The sequence below is a fragment of the Streptomyces sp. NPDC031225 genome (assembly GCF_055570355.1).
The window spans coordinates 61,275-85,967 of sequence record NZ_JBVIHJ010000024.1 but is presented as its reverse complement, the minus strand read 5'-3'; the positions used below and the strand labels follow the sequence as shown (position 1 = coordinate 85,967).

Here is a 24,693-nt window from a genome sequence, read left to right as displayed (position 1 = left end):
CGCTCGGCCTCACGCCTGCCGGGTCGGCAGCACCATGACCTGGCGCAGGTTGACGTGCCGGGGGCGGCTGGTGACGTAGGCGACGACGTCGGCGAGCTCTCCGGGCGCCAGCGCGCCGAACGTGTCGGCCAGCCCGTCGATCTGCTCCCGCCCGCGGTCGTCGAGGTGGGTGGCGATCTCGCTCTCGGTCACGCCCGGCTCGATGTTGGTGACCCGGACGTCCCGCGGGCCGAACTCGGTGCGCAGCAGCGCCGAGAGATGGGTGACCGCGGCCTTCGTCGCCCCGTACACGGCGAAACCGGGGAAGCCGGTCAGGTGCGCGGCGACGGACGAGACGTTCACCAGGTCAGCGCTGCGGCCCTGCGCGGCCGCCTCCCCCAGGTCCTCGGCGAAGGCGCCGGTGACGCGCAGGACCCCGGTGACGTTGGTGTCGATCATCGACTGCCACTCGTCGACGCGCGCGTCCTCGATCGGGTTCGCCAGCATGACCCCGGCGTTGTTGACGACCAGGTCGGCGGTTCCGTACGCCTCGTGGATCCGGTCCGCGGCGGCCGCGACGGACGCGTCGTCGGTGACGTCGGCGACCACGGCCAGCGCCTGCCCGCCGTCGCCCCGGATCTTCTCGACGACGGTGTCGAGCCGCTGCGCGCGCCGCGCCAGCAGCGCGACCCTCGCCCCCTGCGCGGCCAGCGTCACGGCGATCGCCTCGCCGATCCCGCTCGCGGCCCCGGTGACGACGGCGGTACGGCCGGCCAGGTTCTCGTACGACATGGAAGTGCTCCTCGGAAGATCGGAAGATCGTGGGTCGCAAGGCCGGAGGGGAGTCCGTCGTGACGGCTCCCCGGCCTCGTCCCCGACTCTGCGTCGTCCGCGCCGCCGTACCCAGGGATGAGCTTTTCCTGGGTCTGCCAGTACCAGGTTCCGCGCCCGCCTCTCCCCTACGATCGAACGCATGGACGGCGATCTCGGAGACTTCCTGCGCTCGCGGCGCGCCCGCATCAGGCCCGAGGAGGTGGGGCTGCCCTCGTACGGCCGGCGCCGGGTGCCCGGGCTGCGCCGCGAGGAGGTGGCTCAGCTGGCCGGGGTGAGCGTCGACTACTACATCCGCCTTGAGCAGGGCCGCGGGCCGAACATCTCGGACGCCGTTCTGGACTCCGTCGCCCGGGTGCTGCGCATGGACGAGACCGAGCACGCCTATCTGCTCACGGTGGCCCGGCCGTCCCGGAAGGACGGGCGCCACCGGAGCGTGCCGGGCGTCCGCCCCGGCGTCCAGCTGCTGCTCGACAGCATGGAGCGCACCCCGGCCTTCGTCGTCGGACCCGCCATGCAGGTCCTGGCCTGGAACACCCTCGCGGACGCCCTGCACGGCTTCAGCCGCCTGGAACCCGCCCGGCGCAACATCGTCCGCCATCTCTTCCTGGAGCCCGACGGCCGCGACCTCTATCCCGAGTGGGCCGCGGTCGCCGCCCAGTGCGTCGCCACCCTGCGGCTGAGCGCGGGCGCCCACGCCGAGGACCGCGGTGTGCGCGAACTCGTCGGCGAACTCTCCCTCAAGAGCGAGGACTTCCGCCGGCTGTGGGCCGACCACCAGGTAAGGGCGTGCATGCACGGCGTGAAGAGTCTCCGGCACCCGGTCGCGGGCCGGCTGACCTTCCCGTACGAGTCGCTGACGCTCCCGGAGACGCCGGGGCAGACGATGGTGGTCTACACGCCGGAGCCGGGTTCGGAGACGGCGGAACGACTGCAGCTGCTGGGGAGTTGGGCGACAGCCCACTGAACCGGAGGGAATCCGGGAACCCGCAGAAAAGTATATGCGCGGGGACCGCCGCACCCCCGTTGCCGGGGGGCGGGACGACGGCGGTCCCCGCGAGAGACGTCGACCGGGTCAGGCCTGGTCTGACGTCCAGCGTCCTTGGAGGTCCGGGAGCCGCTCCGGAGGTCCTTGGACGTTCGGTGTCGGCTGGGGCGGGGAGCCGCTCCCGCCCTGCCGACATCCACTAATGTGCCGGACTCGTGTTAAGCGTGTGCTGCGTGGACGTGACGCCCTCGTACCAGTTCCGCGAAGTCCACCTTTTCGGTGGGAAACCGGAAGTTCATCGCGTCCACGCCCTGTTCACCGGACGTTTTCCCGCAGGATGCGCTTACTTCCCGCCCTTGGCGAGAAAAGCCAGCAGGTCCTGCCGGCTGATCACTCCGGTGGGCTTGCCCTCGACGAGGACGATCGCCGCGTCCGCCGAACCCAGCACCTGCATCAGGTCGCCGACCGGTTCACCGGAGCCGACCTGGGGCAGCGGGGACGACATGTGCTTCTCCAGCGGGTCGCCGAGGGAGGCCCGCTGGGTGAACAGCGCGTCCAGCAGCTCCCGCTCCACGACCGACCCGACGACCTCCGCGGCCATCACGTCCGGGTGACCGGCGCCCGGCTTGACGATCGGCATCTGCGAGACGCCGTACTCCCGCAGCACCTCGATCGCCTGGCCGACGGTCTCGTCCGGGTGCATGTGGACGAGGGAGGGGATGGCGCCGTGCACCTTGTCGTTGAGGACGTCGGCAACACGGGCGCTGGGGCCCTCGTCCTCCAGGAAGCCGTAGTCGGCCATCCACTCGTCGTTGAAGATCTTCGAGAGGTAGCCGCGTCCGCTGTCGGGGAGCAGGACCACCACGACGTCGTCCGGGCCGAGCCGCTCGGCGACCCGCAGCGCCGCGACGACGGCCATGCCGCAGGAGCCGCCCACCAGCAGGCCCTCCTCCTTGGCGAGGCGGCGGGTCATCTGGAAGGAGTCCTTGTCGGACACGGCGACGATCTCGTCGGCCACGGTCCGGTCGTAGGCGGTCGGCCAGAAGTCCTCGCCGACACCCTCGACGAGGTACGGCCGCCCGGAGCCGCCCGAGTACACGGACCCCTCGGGGTCGGCGCCGACGACCTGGACCCTGCCGTCGCTGGCGTCCTTCAGGTACCGCCCGGTCCCGGAGATCGTGCCGCCGGTGCCGACGCCCGCCACGAAGTGGGTGATCCGCCCCTCCGTCTGCTCCCACAGCTCAGGGCCGGTGGAGTGGTAGTGGGAGAGGGGGTTGTTGGCGTTGGAGTACTGGTCCGGCTTCCAGGCCCCCGGCGTCTCACGGACCAGCCGGTCGGAGACGTTGTAGTAGGAGTCCGGGTGCTCGGGGTCGACGGCGGTGGGGCACACCACGACCTCGGCGCCGTAGGCCCGCAGCACGTTGATCTTGTCCGTGGACACCTTGTCGGGGCACACGAAGATGCAGTGGTACCCCTTCTGCTGCGCGACGATGGCGAGCCCGACCCCGGTGTTTCCGCTGGTCGGCTCGACGATGGTGCCCCCGGGCTTCAGTGCCCCGCTCTCCTCCGCCGCCTCGATCATGCGCAGCGCGATGCGGTCCTTCACGGAACCGCCGGGGTTGAAGTACTCGACCTTGGCCAGGACGGTCGCCCGGATGCCCTTGGTCACGCTGTTGAGCTTCACCAGCGGGGTGTTGCCGACGAGGCTGATCATCGAGTCGTGGAATTGCACCGTTGTCTCCGGATGCTGCAAGGAAGTGGTCGAAATGGTTCCGCCAGCCTATGGCCTGATCGGGCGCCATGACGGCCGTTCACTCCCTGTTGGGATTGGGCCACGGTCCGTGCGGGGCAAGGAGTGTGTGTAGCGGGTACGACGGAGGTGGCGCGACGTATGACGAGCATGTCGAGGGCGAGGGTGGCCCGGCGGATCGCGGCGGGCGCGGCGTACGGCGGCGGCGGGATCGGTCTGGTCGGCGCCGCGGCCATGGGGCTGTTGCTGGCGGAGGCACGGCTGGCGCGACGGCAGGTGGGCAACGGCGTGACGCCGCACGTCCCGCAGGCCGAGGGCCGGTACGGCCATGTCTACGCCACGCCCGGTGAACCCGCCCTGCGGCTGGTGATGCTGGGCGACTCCACGGCCGCGGGCCAGGGTGTGCACCGGGCGGGCCAGACGCCGGGCGCGCTGCTGGCCTCGGGCCTGGCAGCGGTGGCGGAACGGCCGGTGGAGTTCCGCAACGTCGCCCTTCCGGGGGCCACGTCCGACGATCTGGACCGCCAGGTCGCGCTGACGCTGGCGGATCCCGGCCGGGTCCCCGACGTCTGCGTGATCATGATCGGCGCGAACGACGTGACACACCGGATGCCGGCGACGCGCTCCGTGCGTCATCTGTCCTCGGCGGTACGGCGGCTGCGCACGGCAGGTGCCGAGGTCGTCGTCGGCACCTGTCCCGACCTGGGCACGATCGAGCCGGTCCAGCAGCCCCTGCGCTGGCTGGCCCGCAGAGCCTCCCGCCAGCTGGCGGCCGCCCAGACGATCGGCGCGGTCGAACAGGGCGGCCGCACGGTGTCCCTGGGTGACCTGCTGGGCCCGGAGTTCGCGGCGAACCCGCGGGAGCTGTTCGGCCCGGACAACTACCACCCCTCCGCGGAGGGTTACGCGACGGCGGCGATGGCGGTGCTGCCGACGGTGTGCGCCGCGCTGGGCCTCTGGCCGGCGGACGAGGACCGTCCGGACGTCTCGCGCCGTGAGGGTTTCCTGCCGGTGGCGAGGGCGGCGGCGGAGGCCGTGTCCGAGCCCGGCACGGAGGTCGTGGCGGCGATGCCGACGGGCCCGAAGGGGCCCTGGGTACTGCTCAAGCGCAGGCGCAGGCGGCGCGTCCGCGCAACGGAACCATCCCCCACCAGCCCAACCGGCGTCTGACCCCGGCCCCACTCAGCCTCAGCCCCTCCGACGCAATGCCTGCTCTTCGGCGCCTCCCGACGCAATGCCTGCTCTTCGGCGCCTCCCGACGCCATGTCTGCACTTCGGCGCCTCCCGGCGCCATGTCTGCACTTCGGCGCCTCCCGGCGCCATGTCTCTCCTTCACCCCTTCCCGGCGTCCGATCTGTCCTTCGGCTCCTCCGGCGCCATGTCTGTTTTCAGCCCCTCCGGCGTTTGAGGAGCGGGGGTTCAGGGGGCGGAGCCCCCTGAAGGACGGGACGGGTAGGGGCGGCGGGGGCGAAAAGCAAGCGCTTAGACATAGGTCACACCGCCACTCCCGTGACCTGAGCCATACGTCCGGGTAACTTCGCAATCAGCCACGCCCGGAAGACCACCCCCGCATGCCAATGGAGCCGTGATGCCCGAAGCCGTGATCGTCTCGACCGCCCGCTCCCCCATCGGCCGCGCCGTCAAGGGCTCGCTCAAGGACCTGCGCCCCGACGACCTCACCGCCACGATCATCCAGGCCGCCCTCGCCAAGGTCCCCGAGCTGGACCCGCACGACATCGACGACCTGATGCTCGGCTGCGGCCTCCCCGGCGGCGAGCAGGGCTACAACCTGGGCCGGATCGTCGCCGTACAGATGGGCATGGACCACCTGCCGGGCTGCACGATCACCCGTTACTGTTCCTCCTCGCTGCAGACGAGCCGCATGGCCCTGCACGCCATCAAGGCAGGCGAGGGCGACGTCTTCATCTCGGCCGGTGTCGAGATGGTCTCCCGCTACGCCAAGGGCAGCTCCGACGGCCTCCCGGACACCACCAACCCGCTCTTCGCCGAGGCCCAGGCCCGCACCGCCGCCACCGCCACCCAGGAGGGCACGAGCTGGCACGACCCGCGCGAGGACGGCCTGCTCCCCGACCCGTACATCGCGATGGGACAGACCGCGGAGAACCTGGCCCGCACCAAGGGCGTCACCCGCCAGGACATGGACGAGTTCGGCGTCCGCTCGCAGAACCTCGCCGAGGAAGCCATCAAGAACGGTTTCTGGGAGCGCGAGATCACCCCGGTCACGCTTCCCGACGGCACGGTCGTCTCCAAGGACGACGGCCCGCGCGCCGGCGTCACCCTCGACGGCGTCCAGGGCCTGAAGCCGGTCTTCCGCCCCGACGGCCTCGTCACGGCGGCCAACTGCTGCCCCCTCAACGACGGTGCCGCCGCGGTCGTGATCATGTCCGACACCAAGGCCCGCGAGCTCGGCCTCACCCCGCTCGCCCGCATCGTGTCGACCGGTGTCTCCGGCCTCTCCCCCGAGATCATGGGCCTCGGCCCGGTGGACGCCAGCAACCAGGCCCTGCGCCGGGCCGGCCTCACCATCGACGACATCGACCTGGTCGAGATCAACGAGGCGTTCGCCGCCCAGGTGATCCCCTCCTACCGCGACCTGGGCATCCCGCTGGAGAAGCTGAACGTCAACGGCGGCGCGATCGCCGTCGGCCACCCCTTCGGCATGACCGGCGCCCGCATCACGGGCACGCTCATCAACTCCCTCCAGTTCCACGACAAGCAGTTCGGTCTGGAGACCATGTGCGTGGGCGGCGGCCAGGGCATGGCGATGGTCATCGAGCGCCTGAGCTGACCAACACCCCATATCCGTACGGAAAGTAGCCGCGCGGGAACACAGCGCCACCCTTTGGCCCAGAACCCGGGAAACTCCTGGGTTCTGGGCCCATTTGTGATCCAATCTCCCCCAGGATGTGACCTATCTCCCTTCCGTAAGGGATTTACGCAGGTCAGAGCAGTTTCACCCCCAAACCCCGGGCCCAAAGTCCTGTCCGTTTCGTGACGTTACGCACTGACAGCTGGATAGTCCGCCCTTCAAGCTGATGTAGGAAGTCGGGGGTCGACTTTGAACCGGGAGTACGTCAGTGAGCGCCATGCCGATCGCATTGCTGGTCACCACGGCCGCCACCGGCGCCGTGGGCGTCGCCGTCCTGCGCACCCTCATGGTGCTGCGCCGACAGGTCGCCGCCCTGCACACCGAGATCGCCAAGAACAACACCGTGCCGCTGCGGGGTCTCGTACCGGCCGCCCGCCCGGCCGCTGACGTCGACGAGATACGCGCCGCCGTGGCCGAGGCCCTCGCCGAGGAACGCGAGCGCGAACTCGCCGAGGCGCGTGCCTTCTGGGCCGCCCAGGAGTCCCGTGACGCCTCCGAGGCGCCCTCGCTGCTCGGCCTGCCCGACAGCGAGCTGTTCCTGCCCCGGCAGGCCGACTTCGTGGGCCTGGAGCCGCTGGAGTCGGTGACGGAGCCGACCACGGACGCGGACGAGTTCGCCGGGGACAGCCCCGAACTGGCCGCCGCCCGCCGCCGCCACCCCTCCCACCCGGACTTCGTGCCGGTCGGTTCACCCGCCGTGGGCGACCACGAACGCACGGTGGCGACCCTGGAGGAACTGGCCGCCTCCGGCACCGAACTGGCCGACGTCCGCCCGGGCCCGCTCGGCACCCTCGACGTCTACGTCTTCGCCGACGGCACGACCCTCTGCATGACCCCGGGCCACCGGGAGACGGCGGAACGCCTCTCGGCGGCGCTGCGCGCGGGCCAGACCCCGGTCCTGCTGGGCGGTTCGGGCATCTCGGGCGCGTACACGCTGACGTTCGCGTGCGGCGAGGAGAACGTCTACATCCTGGCGGACCGGGTCATAGCGAGCCTTTGACGGCGCGGGGCTGGTCGCCCCCGCCGAACCTCAGACCCCGGCCCGCTTCTGGGCTTCCTCCACCAACCGCACAGCCTCGGAAACCTGGCCCTCGTCGTCGAGCACGAGGGCCAAGTCATGCACGGCGACGGTGATTTGGTCGGCCGCGGCGAACATCCCCGCATCCGGCATCTCGCGAAGCGACGACGTACCCGGCTCCTCCAGAAGCTGCGCCCGACGGGCGAACTCCCGGGCCAGCCCCAGCGCCTCAGCGGCGGCGCCCCGCTGCAAGCGGGACTGCGGCGCGGCGCGCAACCGGTCGGCGAAGTGGTCCACGGCCTGGGTCAGACGCTCGGTATCAGCCACCCGGCAACCGTACGCGTCCCACCGGGACTGTTGCCAACACGCGAACGCTCAGGCACGGTGACCTGAAGGACCGGCTTACAGCCCATGCGCACGGAGGCGCCGATGTCCCAAGTTTTCTCCGAGGAGACCCACCGCAACATGCTCGCCCGCATCCCTCACTGCACCGGTCGTGAAGTATCCGACTGGCTCCGCACCGTCGACGACGGCCCGGCTCTCTTCCGCTTCGAGGAGAAGGTCAGCTGGCTCCGCCACGAACACAACCTCGCGTACGGCCACGCGAAAGCTCTCATCCACGAGTACGACCTGAGGAGGGCCGCGCGCAGGTACTCCTAGCCGCGCACACGGGAAAGGGCCCCGGGTGGGAACCCGGGGCCCTTTCACATGCCGCGTGTGTACTAGTCGCTGCTGTTGAGGATCGCGATGAGCCGCAGGAACTCCATGTAGATCCACACCAGCGTCAGCGTCAGACCGAACGCCGCCAGCCAGGCCTCCTCCTTCGGCGCACCGTAGGCGATGCCGTCCTCGACCTGCTTGAAGTCCAGCGCCAGGAAGCACGCGCCGAGCAGGACGCCGATGATGCCGAACATGATGCCGAGGCCGCCGCTGCGGAAGCCGAGGCCGTCACCGCCGCCGAAGACGGCGAACAGCATGTTGACCGTCATCAGCAGGACGAAGCCGAGCGCGGCCGCCATGACGAAGCCGTAGAACCGCCGGTTGACGCGGATCCAGCCGGCCCGGTACGCCACCAGCACGGCGGTGAAGACCGCCAGGGTGCCGATCACGGCCTGCATGGCCGCACCGGACGCGATGCGGTTGTCGACGACGCTGGAGACGACGCCGAGGAACACGCCCTCGAACGCGGCGTACGACACGATCAGCGCGGGCGAGGCCTTGCGCTTGAAGGACTGGACGAGCGCCAGGACCATGCCGATCAGCGCGGCGCCGATACCGATGCCGTACGAGCGGCCGATGTTGGCGTCGTCGACCGGCAGCAGCACCCAGGCGAGCGCTGCCGTGACGATCAGGATGCCGAGCGTGGTGCCGGTGCGCATGACGACGTCGTCCATCGTCATCCGGCCGGTGGTCACCGGGGCCTGCGGCGGCGCCCCCTGCTGAAGGTCCTGCTGGGCGTAGGGGTTGCTCGCGTACGGGTTGGTGCCCTGCGCGCCTACGGCTGCGCCCCCGGCCTGCGGCGCGGTGTTGAAGCCCGCGTAGCCGTTGTCGCGGCTGAAGCCCCGTCGCGAGAAGACCGGGTTGCTGCTCCTCATTTCACTCCTCCGTGGCCACCGTGTGTGGGCCTTGCCCTCAAGAGTAATAGGTAGGCAAAGGAATGACCCTAGTGCTTGAGGAGGATCTTCCCTCGATGTGCTGGCCAACACGCTACGCGTACGCGTGATTCCCGGGACCGGAGGGGCCGCTCACTCGAAGGGGAAGCCGGTGTAGCCCTCGGCGAGGTCGGTCTCGGCCGCCCTCGACCCGGCGATCCGCTCAAGCCGGGCCCGCTGCATCCGGTCCTCGAAGGCGGTGGCGTCGGGCGACCGGTGCAGGAGGCCCGTCATGTCGTACGAGAACCGTTCGGCCTGCCACACCCGGCGCAGGCAGGTCTCGGAGTAGGCGTCGAGGCGTTCCGTCGAACCGGTCTCCTTCTTGTACGCCAGCGCCCTCGCGAAGGTCACGACGTCCCCTACTGCGAGGTTCAGGCCCTTGGCGCCGGTGGGCGGCACGATGTGCGCCGCGTCGCCGGCGAGGAAGAGACGGCCGTGCCGCATGGGCTCGTGGACGTAGGAGCGCATCGGGGTGACGGACTTCTGGGTGATGGGTCCCCGGTCGAGCGTCCAGTCGTCGTCGGTCTCGAAGCGGCGCTCCAGTTCGTCCCAGATCTCCTCGTCGCCCCAGCTCTCGGCGTCCGTGCCCTCCGGGACCTGGAGGTAGAGGCGGGACACGGACGGGGAGCGCATGGACAGGAGGGCGAAGCCGCGGTCGTGGCGGGCGTAGACGAGTTCGTCGTGGGAGGGCGGGACGTCGGCGAGGATGCCGAGCCAGGCGAAGGGGTACGTCCGCTCGAACACCTGGGTCAGTTCGGCGGGGATCGCCTTCCTCGCCACGCCCCAGAAGCCGTCGCAGCCGACGACGTACTCGCACTCCAGGACGTCCTCGCGGCCCTCGTGCCGGAAGCGGATCCGTGGGCTGTCCCCGTCCGCCCCCTCGACGGCCAGGGCCTCCGCCTCGAACAGCAGCGGGCCGCCGTCCTTGAGCTGGAGGGCGATGAGGTCCTTGCAGACCTCCGTCTGTGCGTAGACCATCACGGACCGGCCGCCGGTGAGGGCGGGGAAGTCGACGCGGTGGCGCTTCCTGTCGAAGCGCAGCTCGATGCCGTCGTGCGGGAGCCCCTCGCGGTCCATGCGCTCACCGGCGCCCGCCTCGCGCAGCACGTCGACCGTGCCCTGTTCCAGGATCCCGGCGCGCTGGCGGTGCTCGACGTAGGCGCGGTCCCGGCTCTCCAGGACGACCGAGTCGATGCCGGCGCCGTGCAGGAGCCGGGCGAGGAGGAGACCGGCGGGGCCGGCTCCGATGATGCCGACGGTGGTGCGCATCGGGGTTCCCTTCGGAGACCTTGGTTCTCGGCTGACGCCAGTGGCTGTTTCATTGCTCGCGCTGTTCACACTGTTCGCGAGGTGAAGTTTATTTCACTTGAGTGTCCCGAGTTTGCGCTCAGGGTCTGCCGATGTCAACGGTCTGCACGGCCGTCCGGCCCGCGGAAGGCTGCCGCGGGCCGGATGGCCGACAGGTCAGCGGCCGGGCCAGCCGTCCAGGTGGCGGTGCATGGTGACGTCGTCCTGTGCGTCACCCTTCGGGGCGTCGGCCACGGCGTCCTTGAGGACGGCGTTGACCTCGGCGGCGAGGCCGTCGGCCTGGGTACGCAGATCGGCCGCGGGGACCCTGGAACGGGTCAGCGCGTCCAGTCGGCGGTGGATGTCGGCGAGTTGGCGGCGGTGGGCGGGGTCGAGGGTGAGCGGGGTGGGCGTGGACACCACGAACTGGTAGGCGCCGGCCAGGGTCTGGCAGCCGGTGCAGTTCTTGTTGGCGGCGTCGCTGAGGTTCACGGCGTTCAGACGGGTCTGGTCGCCGGCGAACGTGACGATCTGGAAGGACAGCGCGACCGAACGGCAGGCGTCGTCGGCGGAGCAGCCCGCCGAGACCGCGTTGGCCTGGTTGCGCACGGCGGCGGCGTTCACCTTCCCGTACTGCCGGATGGTGAACGAGTCCTTCGTCTCCGTGTGGTCCAGCCGGTCGGCGTGACTGAAGACATGGTCCGACGCGACGGCGGGCCGCGACGGCCCCCCGGTGGCGGCCTGCGCCGGCACGGCACTCGCCACCCCGGCGACCCCGGCGGCGAACAGCCCCACGCGGACGGCACGCCGGGTGAGCGGAGAGGCGGAACGGGGTTTTCGATGACTGCTCAAGGGATCTCCTCAGGTTCATGGATCAGTGCGGATGTGGGGGGCGCCGACCCCGACTCGGGACCGACCTCGGTTCCGGCCGGAGGCTCACGACGGCCCTGATCCGGACGGACCTGCGATGCCCCGTCCGGACCCCCTGCGAGGGCCCCGGTTCGGACCTGCGAGGGCCCCGGCTCGGGGTTCTGCCACGGTCCCGGGTGGGGTGCGGCCACGCCCCGCCTTCGGGGTGGCCACTCCCCTGGCTCGGGGACCGGCGGCAACCCCAGCCGGGGGCCTGCCACAGCCCCCGACGTGGACCGGCCATGCCCTGGCCGCGGGGTCGGCAGCGCCCCGCGTCGGGACCGGTCGCGGCCCCGTCCCGGGCTTGGCCGCGCCCCCGGATCGAGACCGGCCGGTCTCGAATCGGGGGCCAGTCACGACCCGGCTCCGAGGCCGAGGCCTGTTGCGCCCCGGCTTGGGACCGGGTACGACCCCTGCCCGGGATGCCGCGCCCCTGGATCGGGACGGGGCACAACCCTGGCGTCGGACCGGTCACGGACCGGGCCGAGACACCGGCCGGTCCTGAATCGGGACCAGTCACAGCCCCGGTGCAGACCGGCTGGGAGCCTGCCCGGCCGCAGCTCCGGCTTGGGACCGGCCGCGCCCTCGTCCCAGGGCCGGTCCCGACCCGGTTCCGGACCGGCCGCGCCCCGCCCCGGAGTCGGGTCGTTCAGGGTGTCCCCGGTGGTCCGCCGGACGGTGGGGAGGACGGGGAGTCGGCGGGTGAGGGCTGGGCGCTTTCCGACGGGACCGGTGACGCGGCGGGGCTGGACGGGCCCTCGCCCGTGCCCGGTGACGACGGTTCCGGGGCCGTCGAGGTGCCCTGGGCCGGGGACGCCGGACCGCGGGAGGTACCCCCCGTCGACGCGCCCGGTGCCGACGCCGACGCCGCCGGTGAGGCGGACGCCGATGCGGCGGCGGAGCCACCGGGTGACGGGGCGTCGGAGCCCGGGGGACGGCCCGCCGCCGACGGTGCGGCCGCGCCGGAACCGGTGCCCGCCGGGTCGTCCACGGCGTTGCCGCCCGAAGTCGAGGCGTCGCCGTCGGGAGTCGCGGCCTGCCGGGGCTCCGGTTCCTCCGTCGAGACCCCGGGCTGGAGGATCGGCGCGATCGGGGGTTTCTTCGGGAGCGGCTGGGGTGTCAGACCCGACGTCCAGGCGTAGCTGAGACCCGTCAGCCCGGCGAGGATCACCGCGCACAGCGTCACCCTCAACAGGGGCCGCTCCGCCGTGGACCGCTTCGCCGCACGGAGGATCCGTCCGCCGATCTTCACGGAGAGGTAGACGACCCCGCCCATCGGGATCAGCAGCATCAGACAGCCCAGCACCCCGACGAGCCCGTCGACGACCTTGCCGTCCGCGAGGGCCGCCCCGGTGCCGGAGAACTGCTCGACCGTGGACCGGGTCATCGTGGCGAGGATCCTGGGCAGGTTCCACAGCGCGTAGCCCATCTCGCCGATGATCAGCGGCACCATGGTCAGCACCCACACGGCCACGATGGTCCGCGCCGACTTCTTCAGCCCGGCGACCTCCTTGCGCGCGGCACGTCCCTTCCGCCCCGGCACCAGACTGAGCAGGATCGGCCTGATCTTGCCGTAGAGATCGGGGACGCCGGCGAGGTCACCCAGGATGTAGTAGCCGTCCAGCCGCACGGCCGGCATCAGCTGTTCGAGGATCTCGAAGTGCCCGAGGTAGACCGCCGCCAGGAAGAACTGCTCCCCCGTGGCGAAGTACAGCCCGGCCATGCCCAGCATGAAGACGACGTTGAAGTAGACCCCGCCCAGGTCGGTCCTGATCCGACCGCCGCGTCCGATCCGGTAGACGTCGGTGACGTCGGTGTACATCGACGGCCAGATGAGGAAGATCCCGCACCCGATGCAGCCGGGCCGGGCGCCGCCGTATCTGCACGCGGAGGCGTGGCCGAACTCGTGGAAGACGAGCGAGGCCACGGTCAGTCCGAAGACGAGCAGGATCAGCACCGGCTGGTCGAGGACCTCCAGGACGGGCTCGATCGCCCCGAAGAAGCCGAACAGCCACACATCCATGGACACGGCCGCGAGCAGCATCGCCGCGACCACGGCCGGCCTGTGCAGCCAGCCGAGCGTCCGCGCGATCCGGTCCGTGCGCCGCTCGTTGAAGATGACCCGGTGCCCCTTGAGCGCGAGCAGCAGGTCGGAGCGGGGTGCGTCGACCTCGTCGCTCTCCTGGCCCTCGGGGACGGTCACCCCGAGCGGTTCGAGTTTCTTCTCCACCAGGTAGCGGATGTTGTCGGAGCTGACCTCTCGGCCGAATCGCGCGCTCACGCGGTGGGCGATCGACTCGATGTCGCGCAGGCCGTCGACCGACGACGCCACGAGGTGCAGCAGCCGCGACAGCTGCACGACCTGCCCGTCCCCCCGACGGGCGATGTACTTGGGCTCGGTGAATCCCGACCCCTGGTACTCGCCGTGCAGCCGCAGTCCCGCGCTCAGCCGGGGCACCAACCGCTGTTCGACGACCGGCAGGCTGCCCGTCGCCACCTGCTCGTAGGTCACCGGCCAGCCGCCGGGCCCGGGCACCGGCCCGGAGTCGTACAGCGTCGGGGTCCCGCCTCCGAGCACTGTCATACGTGGTCTCCCCCCATGTCCTGCCCCCCTCATGACCGCCGGGGCGGACCGCACCTGTGCGCGGTCCGCCCCGGCGGACGTCGTCAGCGCAGGGTCACTGCTTGACGGAGATCGACTGCGAGGCCTGCGACTCGGCGGCCGACCACGCGGAGTGGTCGTTGACGGCCGCGGACTGGTTGTCGGCCTGGACGTTGGCGATGTGCTTGGTGACGTTGGTCGTCCGGTTGAAGCTGAACTTCAGCTTGCCCAGGGCCTCACGGCCCGGCAGCAGCTCCGCGGACTCGGTGTCGAGCTCGTGCATGTCCATGCTCATGATGGATGTCCTTTCAGGTGGTGACGACGGCTGTGGAGGTGGTGCGCGGGAGCTACTGGTTGATGCTGATGGTCTGCGAGGCGCCGGAGCTGGCCACGGACGACACGGAGTGGTCGTTGAGGGCCAGGGACGAGTTGTGCGCCTCCACGTTCGCGACGTGCTTGGTCACGTTGGTCGTCCGGTTGAAGCTGAACTTCAGCTTGCCCAGGGCCTCACGGCCCGGCAGCAGCTCCGCGGACTCGGCCTCGAGCTCGTGTGCGTCCATCATGATCAGGTCCCCCTCAGGGATGGGCATTTCCGGTCGGACCGAGTCAGGTTCCCCCCGCACTCTGTCCAACTTGGTCGGACGTGCTGTCCAACGAGATTGGACACTAGGGCCTCGCGGGGCCGTCGCGCAACCCGTTCGGGGAATCACTCTTTCGGTGCGGGGTGGGGCCGCCCGTAGAATCGGCCCCGACATGGACGGTTCCGCCGAGCGGCGAGCAGGAAGTGACCCACCCGTGGCCAACGCACTCCAGCAGTTGATCCGTGAGCGCCTGGACCGCAAGGGCTGGTCCTACGGCGATGTGGCGCGCCGCGGTGGCATCCCGCGCTCCACCGTCCACCACCTGGCGACCGCCGAACGCGTCGTCCGCATGCCCCAGTCGACCACCCTGGAGGGCTTGTCCAAGGGGCTGGAACTGTCGTTGGACACCGTGCGCCGCTCCGCCGCCGAGGCCTGCGGCATCCACGTGTACGGCACTCCGGCCGGCCAGGACTCCGAGGGCGCCGCCCGCCCGGCCGACCCCGAGGTGGACCTGCTGATCGCCAGCGTCCAGCAACTCTCGGCCGACGACCGCCGCCACGTCGCCGCCCTCGTGGAGTCCCTCCTGGACCGCTCCACACCCCCGGCACCGAAGAAGTAACACCCGGCCCGCGGAGCGGAGACCCGGCCCCACCGAAACACCCGGTCCGCGGGCACCGGGGCCACCGCCACCCCACCCCGCACCCGGGGGACGAACCGCTCCGGAACACCCCGCCGGCCCTCGCCGACGACCCCACCGGGGCCCGCCCCCGGAACGGGCCGCGGGCACCCCGAGCCACCGCCGCCAACAACCCCGCTCGGACCCCCGCCCGGGGGACGGACCGCGCCGCAGCGCCCCGCCGCACCCTGCTCCCCCTCGCCGGCAACCCCGCCCGGACCGGACCGGTCATGCGCGTCCGCGGTCCGCCCGCTCCACACGGAGTGCGGCCGGCACTCCGTGCCCGGCAACCGCCCCGGGCCGAGAAACGAACGTCCACGCCCCCACCCGGCGGGACCCCCACCCAAGACCCCACCCCTGGCCAAGGAAGTGACCGTCCGGAAGCAGGTCCCGGCGCTCCGCGATCGCGGATGTTCACTCTTCCGTGAAGTCGGAAAAAGAATTCGACTGCACCCGAAAGTGCCGGTGCCGCCCGCTAGTCTCTCGTCCTGCCCGAGGAGCGAGAGCCGCACGACCCCGGGCTCCCAGGGGGGAATGTGTTGTTCGTGCATGGCGGTCCGGCCACGGTCGTGGTCCGTGGACCGGCCGGTGAATCGGTCGTTCTGCTCTCCGGCGAACTGCCCGACGTACTGACCGACGAGTCAGTGACCGAGCTCATGGAACTGGCCGCTGCCGTCCTTGACGCGGACGAGCTGCCCCTCTTCCACACCTGCCTGAGAACACTGTGCCGCGACGGCTTGCGCGCGGGCCGCCGGATCGAGATCGACGGTGCGGTACTGACCGTGTACGAGGGGTGACGACCCACGGGTGGAGAACCACCACGTGGGCGCGAAAGTGCCCGGAGCCGGACTTGAACCGGCACGCCCGCGAAGGGGCAGCGAGGTTTAAGCTCGCCGTGTCTGCATTCCACCATCCGGGCAGGTCATGGGCTCCGCGTTTGAAGTTCCGAGCCTATCGGGACGCATCCTTCCAACAGCGGGCGGGCGGACCGATGTTGTCTTATTTTATTGATGTCTGAGGGTGCATCAGACCATGGAACAGGCCATCCGCACTTGCCAATAGCCTTGCGCGGGACCCCCGGCCGCGCATGCGGAATGACGGAATTTCACCGTCCGAACGAGGACGCTCCACCTGTTCTCTGCACGGGCCCCGATCAGGGGCCGCCGTCATCCCCAGGTATGACGGCGAGCCGCGCGGTCCGTCCGAAGTCTGCCCCCGGAACCAGGACTGCGGCTGACTACACGGCGGGCTCCGGCCAGCACGATGGAAGACGTCCTCCACGATGTCGTCCCGCTAGGAGTTCCATCCTGTGACCACCACACCCGTCGCCGGCCGGGCCACCACCGTGGCCGCACGCGCCACGGATCTGTCGAAGATCTACGGACAGGGCGAGACCCAGGTGGTCGCCCTGGACCGGGTCACCTTCGAGTTCCGGCAGGCCGAGTTCACCGCGATCATGGGCCCCTCCGGCTCCGGCAAGTCCACGCTGATGCACTGCGTGGCCGGACTGGACACCTTCTCCTCCGGTTCGGTCCGGATCGGCGAGACCGAGCTGGGCTCGCTGAAGGACAGGCAGCTGACCAAGCTGCGGCGGGACAAGATCGGTTTCATCTTCCAGGCGTTCAACCTGCTGCCGACGTTGACGGCCCTGGAGAACATCACGCTCCCGATGGACATCGCGGGCCGCAAGCCGGACAAGGAGTGGTTGGATTCGGTCATCCGGATGGTCGGCCTGCGGGACCGTCTCGGACACCGCCCCTCGCAGCTCTCCGGCGGCCAGCAGCAGCGCGTCGCCGTGGCCCGGGCACTGGCCTCCAAGCCCGAGATCATCTTCGGTGACGAGCCGACCGGGAACCTCGACTCGCGCGCCGGTGCCGAGATCCTGGGCTTCCTGCGCAACTCCGTACGGGAGTTGGGGCAGACCGTGGTCATGGTGACCCACGACCCGGTGGCCGCGGCCTACGCGGACCGGGTGGTCTTCCTCGCGGACGGCCGCATCGTCGACGAGATGTACAAGCCCACCGCCGACAACGTGCTCGACTTCCTGAAGCGGTTCGACGCGAAGGGCCGTACCTCCTGATGTTCCGCACCGCCCTGCGCAACGTGTTCGCGCACAAGGCCAGACTGCTGATGACCGTGCTCGCCGTGATGCTCGGCGTGGCGTTCGTGTCCGGCACGCTGGTCTTCACCAACACCATCTCCGAGGCCTACCAGAAGAGTTCGGCCAAGGGCTTCGACCAGGTCGACGTGGCCGTCACCGCCAAGTCCGAGGAGGACAAGGGCAACACGATCGGCAAGAGCCACGAGCTGACGCAGGCTCTGCTGGACCGGAGCACCGAGGTGCCGGGCGCCGCCCGGGCGATCGGCGTGGTCAACGGCTTCACCGCGATCGCCGGCAAGGACGGCAAGCTCGTCGGCGGCGGTTTCCAGTCGCAGGGCGGCAACTACTCGGGCACCAGGGACCCCCGGTACCCGCTGGCCGAGGGCTCGGCGCCGCACGGCGCGAACCAGGTCGCCATCGACTCGGAGACGGCGAAGCGGACCGGTTACAAGGTGGGCGACACCGTGCGCCTCTCGATCGACGGCCCGGTTCTGAAGCCCACCGTCACCGGCATCTTCACCACCGACGACGGCAACGTCACGGCCGGCGGCAGCCTCGCGCTGTTCGACACGGCCACCGCCCAGAAGCTGTTCGGCAAGCCGGGAACGTACGACGAGATCGACGTGAAGGCGGCCGCCGGCACCTCCCAGACCGCGTTGCAGGCGGCTCTGGAGAAGGTGCTGCCCGCCGACCGGGTGGAGACCACGACCGGCAAGGAACTCGCCGACTCCCAGGCCCGGTTGATCTCCTCGCAGACGAGCGGTCTGAAGCAGGGCCTGCTGGTCTTCGCGGGTATCGCGCTGTTCGTCGGCACCTTCATCATCGCCAACACCTTCACCATGCTGGTCGCCCAGCGCACCAGGGAGCTGGCGCTGCTGCGGGCGGTCGGCGCGTCCCGCAGGCAGGTCACGCGGTCGGTGCTGGTCGAGGCGTTCGTGGTCGGTCTGGTGGCCGCCGTGACGGGTCTGATCGCCGGTATCGGCATCGGGGCCGGACTGCGCTCGCTGATGGGCTCGCTCGGCGCGACCGTCCCGGACGGGCCGCTCGTCATCACGCCGGGCACGGTCGGCGCGGCTCTCGCCGTCGGCGTCCTGATCACCATGCTGGCGGCCTGGCTGCCGGGCCGCAGGGCGGCGAAGATCCCGCCGGTCGCGGCGATGAGCAGCCTGCACGCGAAGGCGACCACCAAGTCGCTGGTGCTGCGCAACACGCTGGGCGCGCTGTTCAGCGGCGCGGGTGTCGCCGTCGTCCTCGCGGCGACGACGATGGACGGCTCCGACGGTCAGGCCCCCATGGGCATGGGCGCGGTCCTGCTGATCATCGGTGTCTTCATCCTCACCCCCCTCCTCTCCCGCCCGCTGATCGCGGCGGCGGCCCCGGCGATGCGCGTGTTCGGCATCTCGGGGAAGCTGGCCCGCCAGAACTCGGTGCGCAACCCGCGCCGTACGGCCGCCACCGCCTCCGCGCTGATGATCGGTCTCACCCTGATCACCGGGATGACGGTGATGGCGGGCAGCCTCCAGAAGTCGATCGACAAGATGGCGACGGCGGCGATCAGGGCGGACTACGTCGTCTCCATGGCGAACGGCCACGATCTCTCGCCGGACGTCGAGAAGAAGCTGCGGAACGTCGGCGACGTCACCGCCGTCAGCCCGCTGCGCAACGCGGTCGCCCGCATCGACGGCCGGACCGAGTACCTGACCGGTGTGAACGGCTCCGCCATCGGCAAGCTGACCGACCTGAAGGTCGACAACGGTGCGTTCGAGGTCGGCGGCGCCCGGGTGGTCGTGGACGCGGACACCGCCAAGTCGTACGGCTGGAAGGCGGGTTCGGGCTTCACCGCGCACTACGAGGACGGCAAGGCGCAGAAGCTCACGGTCTCCGGGGTGTACGAGGGCAACGACCTGATCAGCGGCATCATGCTCGACACCGCGACGGTCTCCCCGCACCTGAACGACGTGACCGACATGCAGGTCATGCTGAAGACGTCCGACGGCGCCTCCGACGCCACGAAGGACAAGCTGGAGAAGGCGCTCGGCTCCAACCCGGCCATCAAGGTCCAGGACAAGAAGGACCTCTCCGACTCCATCGCACAGATGTTCACGCTGATGCTGAACATGCTCTACGGCCTGCTCGCCATGGCGGTGATCGTCGCCGTCCTCGGGGTCGTCAACACCCTGGCGATGTCGGTCTTCGAGCGCTCCCAGGAGATCGGCATGCTCCGCGCGATCGGCCTGGACCGCAAGGGCATCAAGCGGATGGTGCGCCTGGAGTCCCTGGTCATCTCGCTCTTCGGCGGGGTGCTCGGCATCGGCCTGGGCGTGTTCTTCGGCTGGGCCGCCGGTGAGCTCCTCGGCACGAAGATGCCGACGTACGAACTCGTCGTGCCGTGGGCCAGGATGGCGGTCTTCCTCCTCCTGGCGGCGACGGTGGGCATCCTCGCCGCGCTGTGGCCGGCCCGCAGGGCGGCCCGCATGAACATGCTGGCCGCCATCAAGGCGGAGTAGCCGTACGGCGGTCGGGGCCCGTTGCCCGGCAACGGGCCCCTTCTTGCTGCTCAGTTCCAGGTGCGGGTGCGCAACGGCAGCCCGGAGGCGCCGGATTCGGGAGCCCTGACGGCGAGGACCTGGTTGACGCCGATGCGGTTGCGTTCGAAGGCGAGGGCGCAGGCGGCCATGTAGAGCAGCCAGACCCGGGCCCGGCCGGCCCCGGCGAGCCGCACCGCACGCGTCCACTCGCCCTCCAGGTTGGTGACCCAGCGGCGCAGGGTGAGGGCGTAGTGCTCACGGATCGACTCGACGTCCCGCACCTCGAACCCGGCGCGCTCCAGCTGGGTGACGGTGGTGCCGAGGGGGGCGAGTTCGCCGTCGGGGAAGACGTAGGCGTCGATGAACCCGTCGAGGGTGTACGCCGATTCGTCGCGGTGCGGGCGCCGGGCGATCTGGTGGTTGAGCAGCCGCCCGCCCGGCCGGAGCAGCTTCAGCAGGTCCTCGGCGTACTCCAGGTACCGTTCGGCGCCGACGTGTTCGGCCATGCCGATGGAGGAGATCGCGTCGTACGGCCCGTCGGTGACGTCCCGGTAGTCCTGCACCCGGATCTCGATGCGGTCGGTGAGCCCTTCCTCGGCGACGCGCTTGCGGGCGTAGGCCGCCTGCTCCTGGGAGAGGGTGACGCCGACGACCCTCACGCCGTACTCGCGGGCGGCGTGGACGGCCATCGAGCCCCAGCCGCAGCCGACGTCGAGGAGCCTCTGTCCGGGCTTCAGTCCGAGCTTGCGGCAGACCAGGTCGAGCTTGTCGCGCTGGGCGCGCTCCAGGGTGCCGTCGGGCTCGGGGGCCTCCCAGTAGGCGCAGGAGTACACCATCGAAGGACCGAGGACGAGCTCGTAGAAGTCGTTGCCGACGTCGTAGTGGTGGCTGATGGCCCGCTTGTCGGAGCGCTTGGTGTGCAGATGCCGGCGCGGTCTGCGGATCTCCTCGGGAGGCGGTGCGGGCGGCAGCGGCGGTCCTGCGAGGGCCACGAGTCCGCGTACGGCGGCCCTGACCTCGGGGTCGCGCAGCGCCCGGCCGAGACCGCGGGTGTCCTCGTCGCGCTCCCAGACCAGTCCTGAGATCAGTCCGAGGGCGGTGTAGAGGTCCCCTTCGATGCCCAGGTCCCCTGCCACCCACGCCCGCGCGAGCCCCAGCTCCCCCGGCTTCCACAGCATCCGGCGCACGGCCCGCCGGTTGCGCACGACCAGCACGGGTGCGTCCGGCGGCCCGGACTCCGATCCGTCCCAGGCGCGGATCCGCACCGGTAGCGGCACTTCCAGCAACTGTTCGAAGAGGGCTCTGAGCCGCAGCGCGGCGTCTGGCATGGCGCACACCTCCGTGACGAGGATCCCGGAATTGTCCACCTGGTAAACATCGATGTGGCGGCGTGCAGTCCCGGTGCCTGGTCACGGCTGGGCAAAACGGATGTAGCAGCCAGGCTTCCTGAACGCCGAAGGACCTCCCGCACCACGGATGGCGGGAGGTCCTTCGGGGTGGATCAGTGACCGGAGCAGGTCAGGAGGCCTTCGCCTCGGTCTTCTTCGGCTCGGCCGCCGGTACGGGCCTCGCGGCCTCGTAGAACTCCTCGCGCGGGTGCTCCATCGCGCCGAGGGAGACGACCTCGCGCTTGAGGAACATACCGAGGGTCCAGTCGGCGAAGACGCGGACCTTGCGGTTCCAGGTCGGCATGGCCAGACCGTGGTAGCCGCGGTGCATGTACCAGGCGAGGCGGCCCTTGAGCGCGATCTTCACCTTGCCCATGACGATCATCGCGACGCCCTTGTGCAGGCCGAGACCCGCGACGGCGCCCTTGTTGCCGTGGCTGTACTCCTTCTGCGGGAAGCCCCGCAGACCGGAGATCACGTTGTCACCGAGGACGCGGGCCTGACGCAGCGCGTGCTGCGCGTTCGGCGGGCACCAGGCGTTCTCGTTGCCGGCCTTGCGGCCGACGAGGTCCGGGACCTGGGCGTTGTCGCCGGCGGCCCAGATGTAGTCGGTGCCCTGCACCTGGAGCGTGGCCTGGGTGTCCACGTGGCCGCGCGGGCCCAGCGGGAGGCCGTAGCGGGACAGGACCGGGTTCGGCTTGACGCCGGCGGTCCACACGATGGTGCTGGAGTCGACCTCCAGGCCGTTCTTGAGCACCACGTGGCCGTCGACGCAGGAGTCCATCGAGGTGGAGAGGTAGATCTCCACGCCGCGGCTCTCCAGGTGCTCCTTGCCGTACTGGCCAAGCTTGGGGCCGACCTCCGGCAGGATCTTGTCGGCGGCGTCGACGAGGATGAACCGCATGTCCTCACGCGCGACGTTGGTGTAGTACTTGGCCGCGTCGCGGGCCATGTCCTCGACCTCGCCGATGGTCTCCGCGCCCGCGAAGCCACCGCCGACGAAGACGAAGGTGAGCGCCTTGCGGCGGATCTCCTCGTCCTTCGTGGAGTCGGCCTTGTCGAGCTGCTCGAGGACGTGGTTGCGCAGGCCGATGGCCTCCTCGACACCCTTCATGCCGATGCCCTGCTCGGCGAGGCCGGGGATCGGGAAGGTGCGGGAGACCGCGCCGAGCGCGATCACCAGGTAGTCGAAGGGCAGCTCGTACGCCTCGCCGACCAGCGGGGCGATCGTGGCGACCTTGCGGTCCTGGTCGATGGTGGTGACCCGGCCGGTGAGGACCTCCGCCTTGGGCAGCACGCGTCGCAACGGGACGACGACGTGGCGCGGGGAGATGTTGCCGGCGGCGGTTTCGGGGAGGAAGGGCTGGTAGGTCATGTACGACCGGGGGTCGACGACCGTGACGGTCGCCTCGCCGTAGCGCATCTTCTTGAGAATGCGCCGAGCTGCGTACAGGCCTACGTACCCACCGCCTACTACGAGGATCCTGGGACGCTCCGTGGTGCTCATGCCATCGAGTATCCACCCGCCCCAGGGGGGTCGCTCGTGCGCCCCTTCACAAGCTCTTGCAGAGGGTGTGTTATCCTCCGCGACTCGCGTGATCCAGGTCATGGCACGAGGTGGGAACCACGGTGTAGGGATCACCGTTGTCAATGCCGCGTGAGCTGCCCCTCCGTGCCGAAGACCCTCCCGTGAGGCACCCTCGCAGCCCCCTCGCGCACCCCTCGCGCGAGGTCCGCATCCCACCGTTTTGAACGTGTTCACAGGGGTGTTGAGCCCCCGGAAGGGTCAACCGGACCACATTCCTCGTCCGACGGGACCCAATTCCTTGTGAAGAACTTCACGAACTTTCTCGGCGGCACGAGAACGAGGGGCCCCGAAGGGCCCCCCGGACGCGCTCATACGTTGTTCTCCCTGCTCAGGGGAGGGCACCGGCGAGGGTCAGGCGACCGACCACGCGATGCCGTCGAGGATGTCGTGCTCGCTCACGACGACCTCCTCGGCGCCGATCCGCTCCATGATCGACAGCAGGACGAGAGCCCCGGCGCCGATGACGTCCACGCGGCCCGGGTGCATGGAGGGGACGGCCGCCCGCTCGGCGTGCGTGGAGCGCAGCAGCCGGTCGGTGATCTCGCGGACGCGGTCGAGGGAGACCCGGGAGTGGTGGATGGCCTCCGAGTCGTACGCGGGCAGCTCCAGGGCGATCGCCGCCACGGTGGTGACGGACCCGGCGAGCCCCACCAGCGTGCGCGCCTCGCGCAGCGGGACGGACTCCTCGGCCAGGTCGAGAGCGGCCTCGATGTCGGCGCGCATGGCGGTGATCTGCGCGGCGGTGGGCGGGTCGCTGACCGTCCCGTCCTGCACGAGGTGCCGCTCGGTCATCCGCACACAGCCCACGTCCACGGAGCGCGCGGCGCGCACGCGGTCGTCGCCCACGACGAACTCCGTGGAACCGCCGCCGATGTCCACGACGAGGTACGGCCTGGCGAGGTTGTCGCTGCCGGTGAGTTCCTTGGTCGCCCCGGTGAAGGAGAACTCGGCCTCCTGGTCGCCGGAGATGACCTCGGGCTCGACCCCGAGGATGTCGATGACCCCGCGGACGAACTCGTCCCGGTTCTCGGCGTCCCGGGAGGCGGAGGTGGCGACGAACCGCAGCCGCTCGGCCCCGAGCTCCTTGATGACCGCCGCGTACTCCCGGCACGCGGCGAAGGTCCGCTCCAGGGCCTCGGGGGCCAGCCGCCCGGTCCGGTCGACGCCCTGGCCGAGCCGCACGATGGTCATCCGCCGGTCCAGGTCGACGAGTTCACCCGTCTGCGGGTCGCAGTCCGCGACGAGGAGCCGGATCGAGTTCGTACCGCAGTCGACTGCGGCGACGCGGGTCATCGGTCACCGTCCTCGGCCGGCTTGAAGGCGAAGTGGCCCTTGCCGTCCTCGGAGACGTCCACCTGCCACCCCTCACCGGTCGGGGGCCCGAAGGGCTTCACGCACGCGCCCTTGCGCCACCACTCCGGCAGCATCGCGATCGCCTCGTCGCCCAGCGGGTTGACGCCCGGGCCCGCGGCCAGCGAGTGGCCCACCAGGACGTGCAGGCACTTCACCCGGTCCGGCATGCCGCCCGCGCTGGGGAAGCCGTCGAGGACCTCGATGGCGTCACGGCGCGCGATGTAGTCCTCGTGCGCGGCCCGGTAGGCCGCCGCGAGCTCCGGGTCGGTCTGCAGCCGCTCCGTCATCTCCTTCATGACGCCGTTCGCCTCCAGCGTCCCGATCGCCGAGGCGGCGCGCGGGCACGTCAGGTAGTACGTCGTCGGGAAGGGCGTGCCGTCGGGGAGGCGCGGGGCCGTCTCCACCACGTCCGGCTGTCCGCAGGGGCAGCGGTGCGCGATCGCCCGCAGTCCGCGCGGGGGCCGTCCGAGCTGCTGCTTGAAGGCCTCGACATCCGCGTCGGTCGGCTCGGTGCGGGGGGTGGAGGGCGGGGGCGTTTCCATGCCTGTCTTTCTACGGGTCTGTGGGGCTGT

At 70.5% G+C, this 24,693-nt stretch carries 22 protein-coding genes and 1 tRNA gene; 9 read left to right on the top strand and 14 right to left on the bottom strand.

All coding sequences use genetic code 11. The features are described from left to right. Window positions 1-9: 9 nt before the first annotated feature. Complete coding sequence (locus ACZ48Z_RS33795) at window positions 10-771, bottom strand: SDR family oxidoreductase (protein ID WP_468739708.1); 762 nt, start codon at window positions 769-771, stop codon at window positions 10-12. Between the two features lie 181 nt (window positions 772-952). Between ACZ48Z_RS33795 and ACZ48Z_RS33790 the strand changes: the two genes are divergently transcribed. Beyond that, window positions 953-1,777, top strand: coding sequence for a helix-turn-helix transcriptional regulator (locus ACZ48Z_RS33790; RefSeq protein WP_468739707.1), 825 nt, complete (start codon window positions 953-955; stop codon window positions 1,775-1,777). 364 nt (window positions 1,778-2,141) lie between these two features. Here ACZ48Z_RS33790 and ACZ48Z_RS33785 read toward each other — a convergent pair whose 3' ends face one another. After that, window positions 2,142-3,530: a cystathionine beta-synthase gene (locus tag ACZ48Z_RS33785; protein ID WP_468739706.1), complete on the bottom strand. Its 1,389-nt coding sequence runs from the start codon at window positions 3,528-3,530 to the stop codon at window positions 2,142-2,144. Between the two features lie 159 nt (window positions 3,531-3,689). Here ACZ48Z_RS33785 and ACZ48Z_RS33780 point away from each other — a divergent pair, with 159 nt between their 5' ends. From ACZ48Z_RS33780 to ACZ48Z_RS33770, 3 genes are all read left to right on the top strand, one after another. Next, the gene (locus ACZ48Z_RS33780) at window positions 3,690-4,718 is read left to right on the top strand and encodes an SGNH/GDSL hydrolase family protein (RefSeq protein WP_468739705.1); all 1,029 of its coding nucleotides are present in this window, start codon (window positions 3,690-3,692) and stop codon (window positions 4,716-4,718) included. A gap of 418 nt (window positions 4,719-5,136) precedes the next feature. Then, window positions 5,137-6,357 (top strand): acetyl-CoA C-acetyltransferase, encoded by a 1,221-nt coding sequence (locus ACZ48Z_RS33775; protein ID WP_468739704.1) that lies wholly within the window; start codon window positions 5,137-5,139, stop codon window positions 6,355-6,357. Between the two features lie 289 nt (window positions 6,358-6,646). After that, window positions 6,647-7,438, top strand: a complete 792-nt coding sequence (locus ACZ48Z_RS33770; protein WP_468739703.1) for a hypothetical protein — start codon at window positions 6,647-6,649, stop codon at window positions 7,436-7,438. Window positions 7,439-7,468: 30 nt separating this feature from the next. On the opposite strand, the gene ACZ48Z_RS33765 is transcribed toward ACZ48Z_RS33770, so the two are convergent. Beyond that, window positions 7,469-7,753 carry a hypothetical protein gene (locus ACZ48Z_RS33765; protein ID WP_468739779.1) on the bottom strand — a complete coding sequence of 95 codons (285 nt, stop codon included), beginning with the start codon at window positions 7,751-7,753 and terminating at the stop codon, window positions 7,469-7,471. 132 nt (window positions 7,754-7,885) lie between these two features. Here ACZ48Z_RS33765 and ACZ48Z_RS33760 point away from each other — a divergent pair, with 132 nt between their 5' ends. Next, window positions 7,886-8,116 carry a DUF4287 domain-containing protein gene (locus ACZ48Z_RS33760; RefSeq protein WP_389110140.1) on the top strand — a complete coding sequence of 77 codons (231 nt, stop codon included), beginning with the start codon at window positions 7,886-7,888 and terminating at the stop codon, window positions 8,114-8,116. Window positions 8,117-8,178: 62 nt separating this feature from the next. On the opposite strand, the gene ACZ48Z_RS33755 is transcribed toward ACZ48Z_RS33760, so the two are convergent. The 6 genes from ACZ48Z_RS33755 to ACZ48Z_RS33730 all read right to left on the bottom strand — a co-directional run bounded on the left by ACZ48Z_RS33755 (window position 8,179) and on the right by ACZ48Z_RS33730 (window position 14,469). After that, entirely contained in the window at window positions 8,179-9,051 is an 873-nt protein-coding gene (locus ACZ48Z_RS33755; protein ID WP_468739702.1) for a Bax inhibitor-1/YccA family protein, read from the bottom strand. Window positions 9,052-9,201: 150 nt separating this feature from the next. Further along, a complete protein-coding gene (locus ACZ48Z_RS33750) occupies window positions 9,202-10,377 on the bottom strand; it encodes a 4-hydroxybenzoate 3-monooxygenase (RefSeq protein ID WP_468739701.1) in 1,176 nt (391 codons plus the stop codon). Between the two features lie 195 nt (window positions 10,378-10,572). Then, window positions 10,573-11,247: a hypothetical protein gene (locus ACZ48Z_RS33745; RefSeq protein ID WP_468739700.1), complete on the bottom strand. Its 675-nt coding sequence runs from the start codon at window positions 11,245-11,247 to the stop codon at window positions 10,573-10,575. 706 nt (window positions 11,248-11,953) lie between these two features. Then, window positions 11,954-13,888 carry a zinc metalloprotease gene (locus ACZ48Z_RS33740; RefSeq protein ID WP_468739699.1) on the bottom strand — a complete coding sequence of 645 codons (1,935 nt, stop codon included), beginning with the start codon at window positions 13,886-13,888 and terminating at the stop codon, window positions 11,954-11,956. 94 nt (window positions 13,889-13,982) lie between these two features. Continuing rightward, complete coding sequence (locus tag ACZ48Z_RS33735; RefSeq protein WP_468739698.1) at window positions 13,983-14,201, bottom strand: hypothetical protein; 219 nt, start codon at window positions 14,199-14,201, stop codon at window positions 13,983-13,985. Window positions 14,202-14,253: 52 nt separating this feature from the next. Then, complete coding sequence (locus ACZ48Z_RS33730) at window positions 14,254-14,469, bottom strand: hypothetical protein (RefSeq protein ID WP_468739697.1); 216 nt, start codon at window positions 14,467-14,469, stop codon at window positions 14,254-14,256. A gap of 232 nt (window positions 14,470-14,701) precedes the next feature. On the opposite strand from ACZ48Z_RS33730, the gene ACZ48Z_RS33725 reads away from it, so the two are divergent. Both ACZ48Z_RS33725 and ACZ48Z_RS33720 read left to right on the top strand, forming a co-directional pair. Then, window positions 14,702-15,106, top strand: coding sequence for a helix-turn-helix domain-containing protein (locus ACZ48Z_RS33725; RefSeq protein ID WP_468739696.1), 405 nt, complete (start codon window positions 14,702-14,704; stop codon window positions 15,104-15,106). Window positions 15,107-15,699: 593 nt separating this feature from the next. Next, on the top strand, window positions 15,700-15,960 hold the full coding sequence (locus tag ACZ48Z_RS33720) for a hypothetical protein (protein WP_468739695.1): 261 nt from the start codon (window positions 15,700-15,702) through the stop codon (window positions 15,958-15,960). Between the two features lie 38 nt (window positions 15,961-15,998). Here ACZ48Z_RS33720 and ACZ48Z_RS33715 read toward each other — a convergent pair. Next, window positions 15,999-16,082, bottom strand: a tRNA-Leu gene (locus ACZ48Z_RS33715). A gap of 390 nt (window positions 16,083-16,472) precedes the next feature. Between ACZ48Z_RS33715 and ACZ48Z_RS33710 the strand changes: the two genes are divergently transcribed. Together ACZ48Z_RS33710 and ACZ48Z_RS33705 are read left to right on the top strand one after the other, a co-directional pair. Next, window positions 16,473-17,243, top strand: a complete 771-nt coding sequence (locus ACZ48Z_RS33710; protein ID WP_468739694.1) for an ABC transporter ATP-binding protein — start codon at window positions 16,473-16,475, stop codon at window positions 17,241-17,243. Beyond that, complete coding sequence (locus ACZ48Z_RS33705; protein ID WP_468739693.1) at window positions 17,243-19,771, top strand: ABC transporter permease; 2,529 nt, start codon at window positions 17,243-17,245, stop codon at window positions 19,769-19,771. Before ACZ48Z_RS33710 ends, ACZ48Z_RS33705 begins: the two co-directional genes overlap by 1 nt. 50 nt (window positions 19,772-19,821) lie before the next feature. On the opposite strand, the gene ACZ48Z_RS33700 is transcribed toward ACZ48Z_RS33705, so the two are convergent. The 4 genes from ACZ48Z_RS33700 to ACZ48Z_RS33685 form a co-directional block, all read right to left on the bottom strand. Continuing rightward, window positions 19,822-21,120, bottom strand: a complete 1,299-nt coding sequence (locus ACZ48Z_RS33700) for a class I SAM-dependent methyltransferase (RefSeq protein WP_468739692.1) — start codon at window positions 21,118-21,120, stop codon at window positions 19,822-19,824. 190 nt (window positions 21,121-21,310) lie between these two features. Beyond that, the gene (locus ACZ48Z_RS33695) at window positions 21,311-22,687 is read right to left on the bottom strand and encodes an NAD(P)/FAD-dependent oxidoreductase (protein WP_468739691.1); all 1,377 of its coding nucleotides are present in this window, start codon (window positions 22,685-22,687) and stop codon (window positions 21,311-21,313) included. A 432-nt stretch (window positions 22,688-23,119) separates the two neighbouring features. Next, the gene (locus tag ACZ48Z_RS33690) at window positions 23,120-24,061 is read right to left on the bottom strand and encodes a Ppx/GppA phosphatase family protein (RefSeq protein ID WP_468739690.1); all 942 of its coding nucleotides are present in this window, start codon (window positions 24,059-24,061) and stop codon (window positions 23,120-23,122) included. Continuing rightward, window positions 24,058-24,663 (bottom strand): DUF501 domain-containing protein, encoded by a 606-nt coding sequence (locus tag ACZ48Z_RS33685; RefSeq protein ID WP_468739689.1) that lies wholly within the window; start codon window positions 24,661-24,663, stop codon window positions 24,058-24,060. The genes ACZ48Z_RS33690 and ACZ48Z_RS33685 overlap by 4 nt, the downstream gene beginning before the upstream one ends. Window positions 24,664-24,693 lie beyond the last annotated feature (30 nt).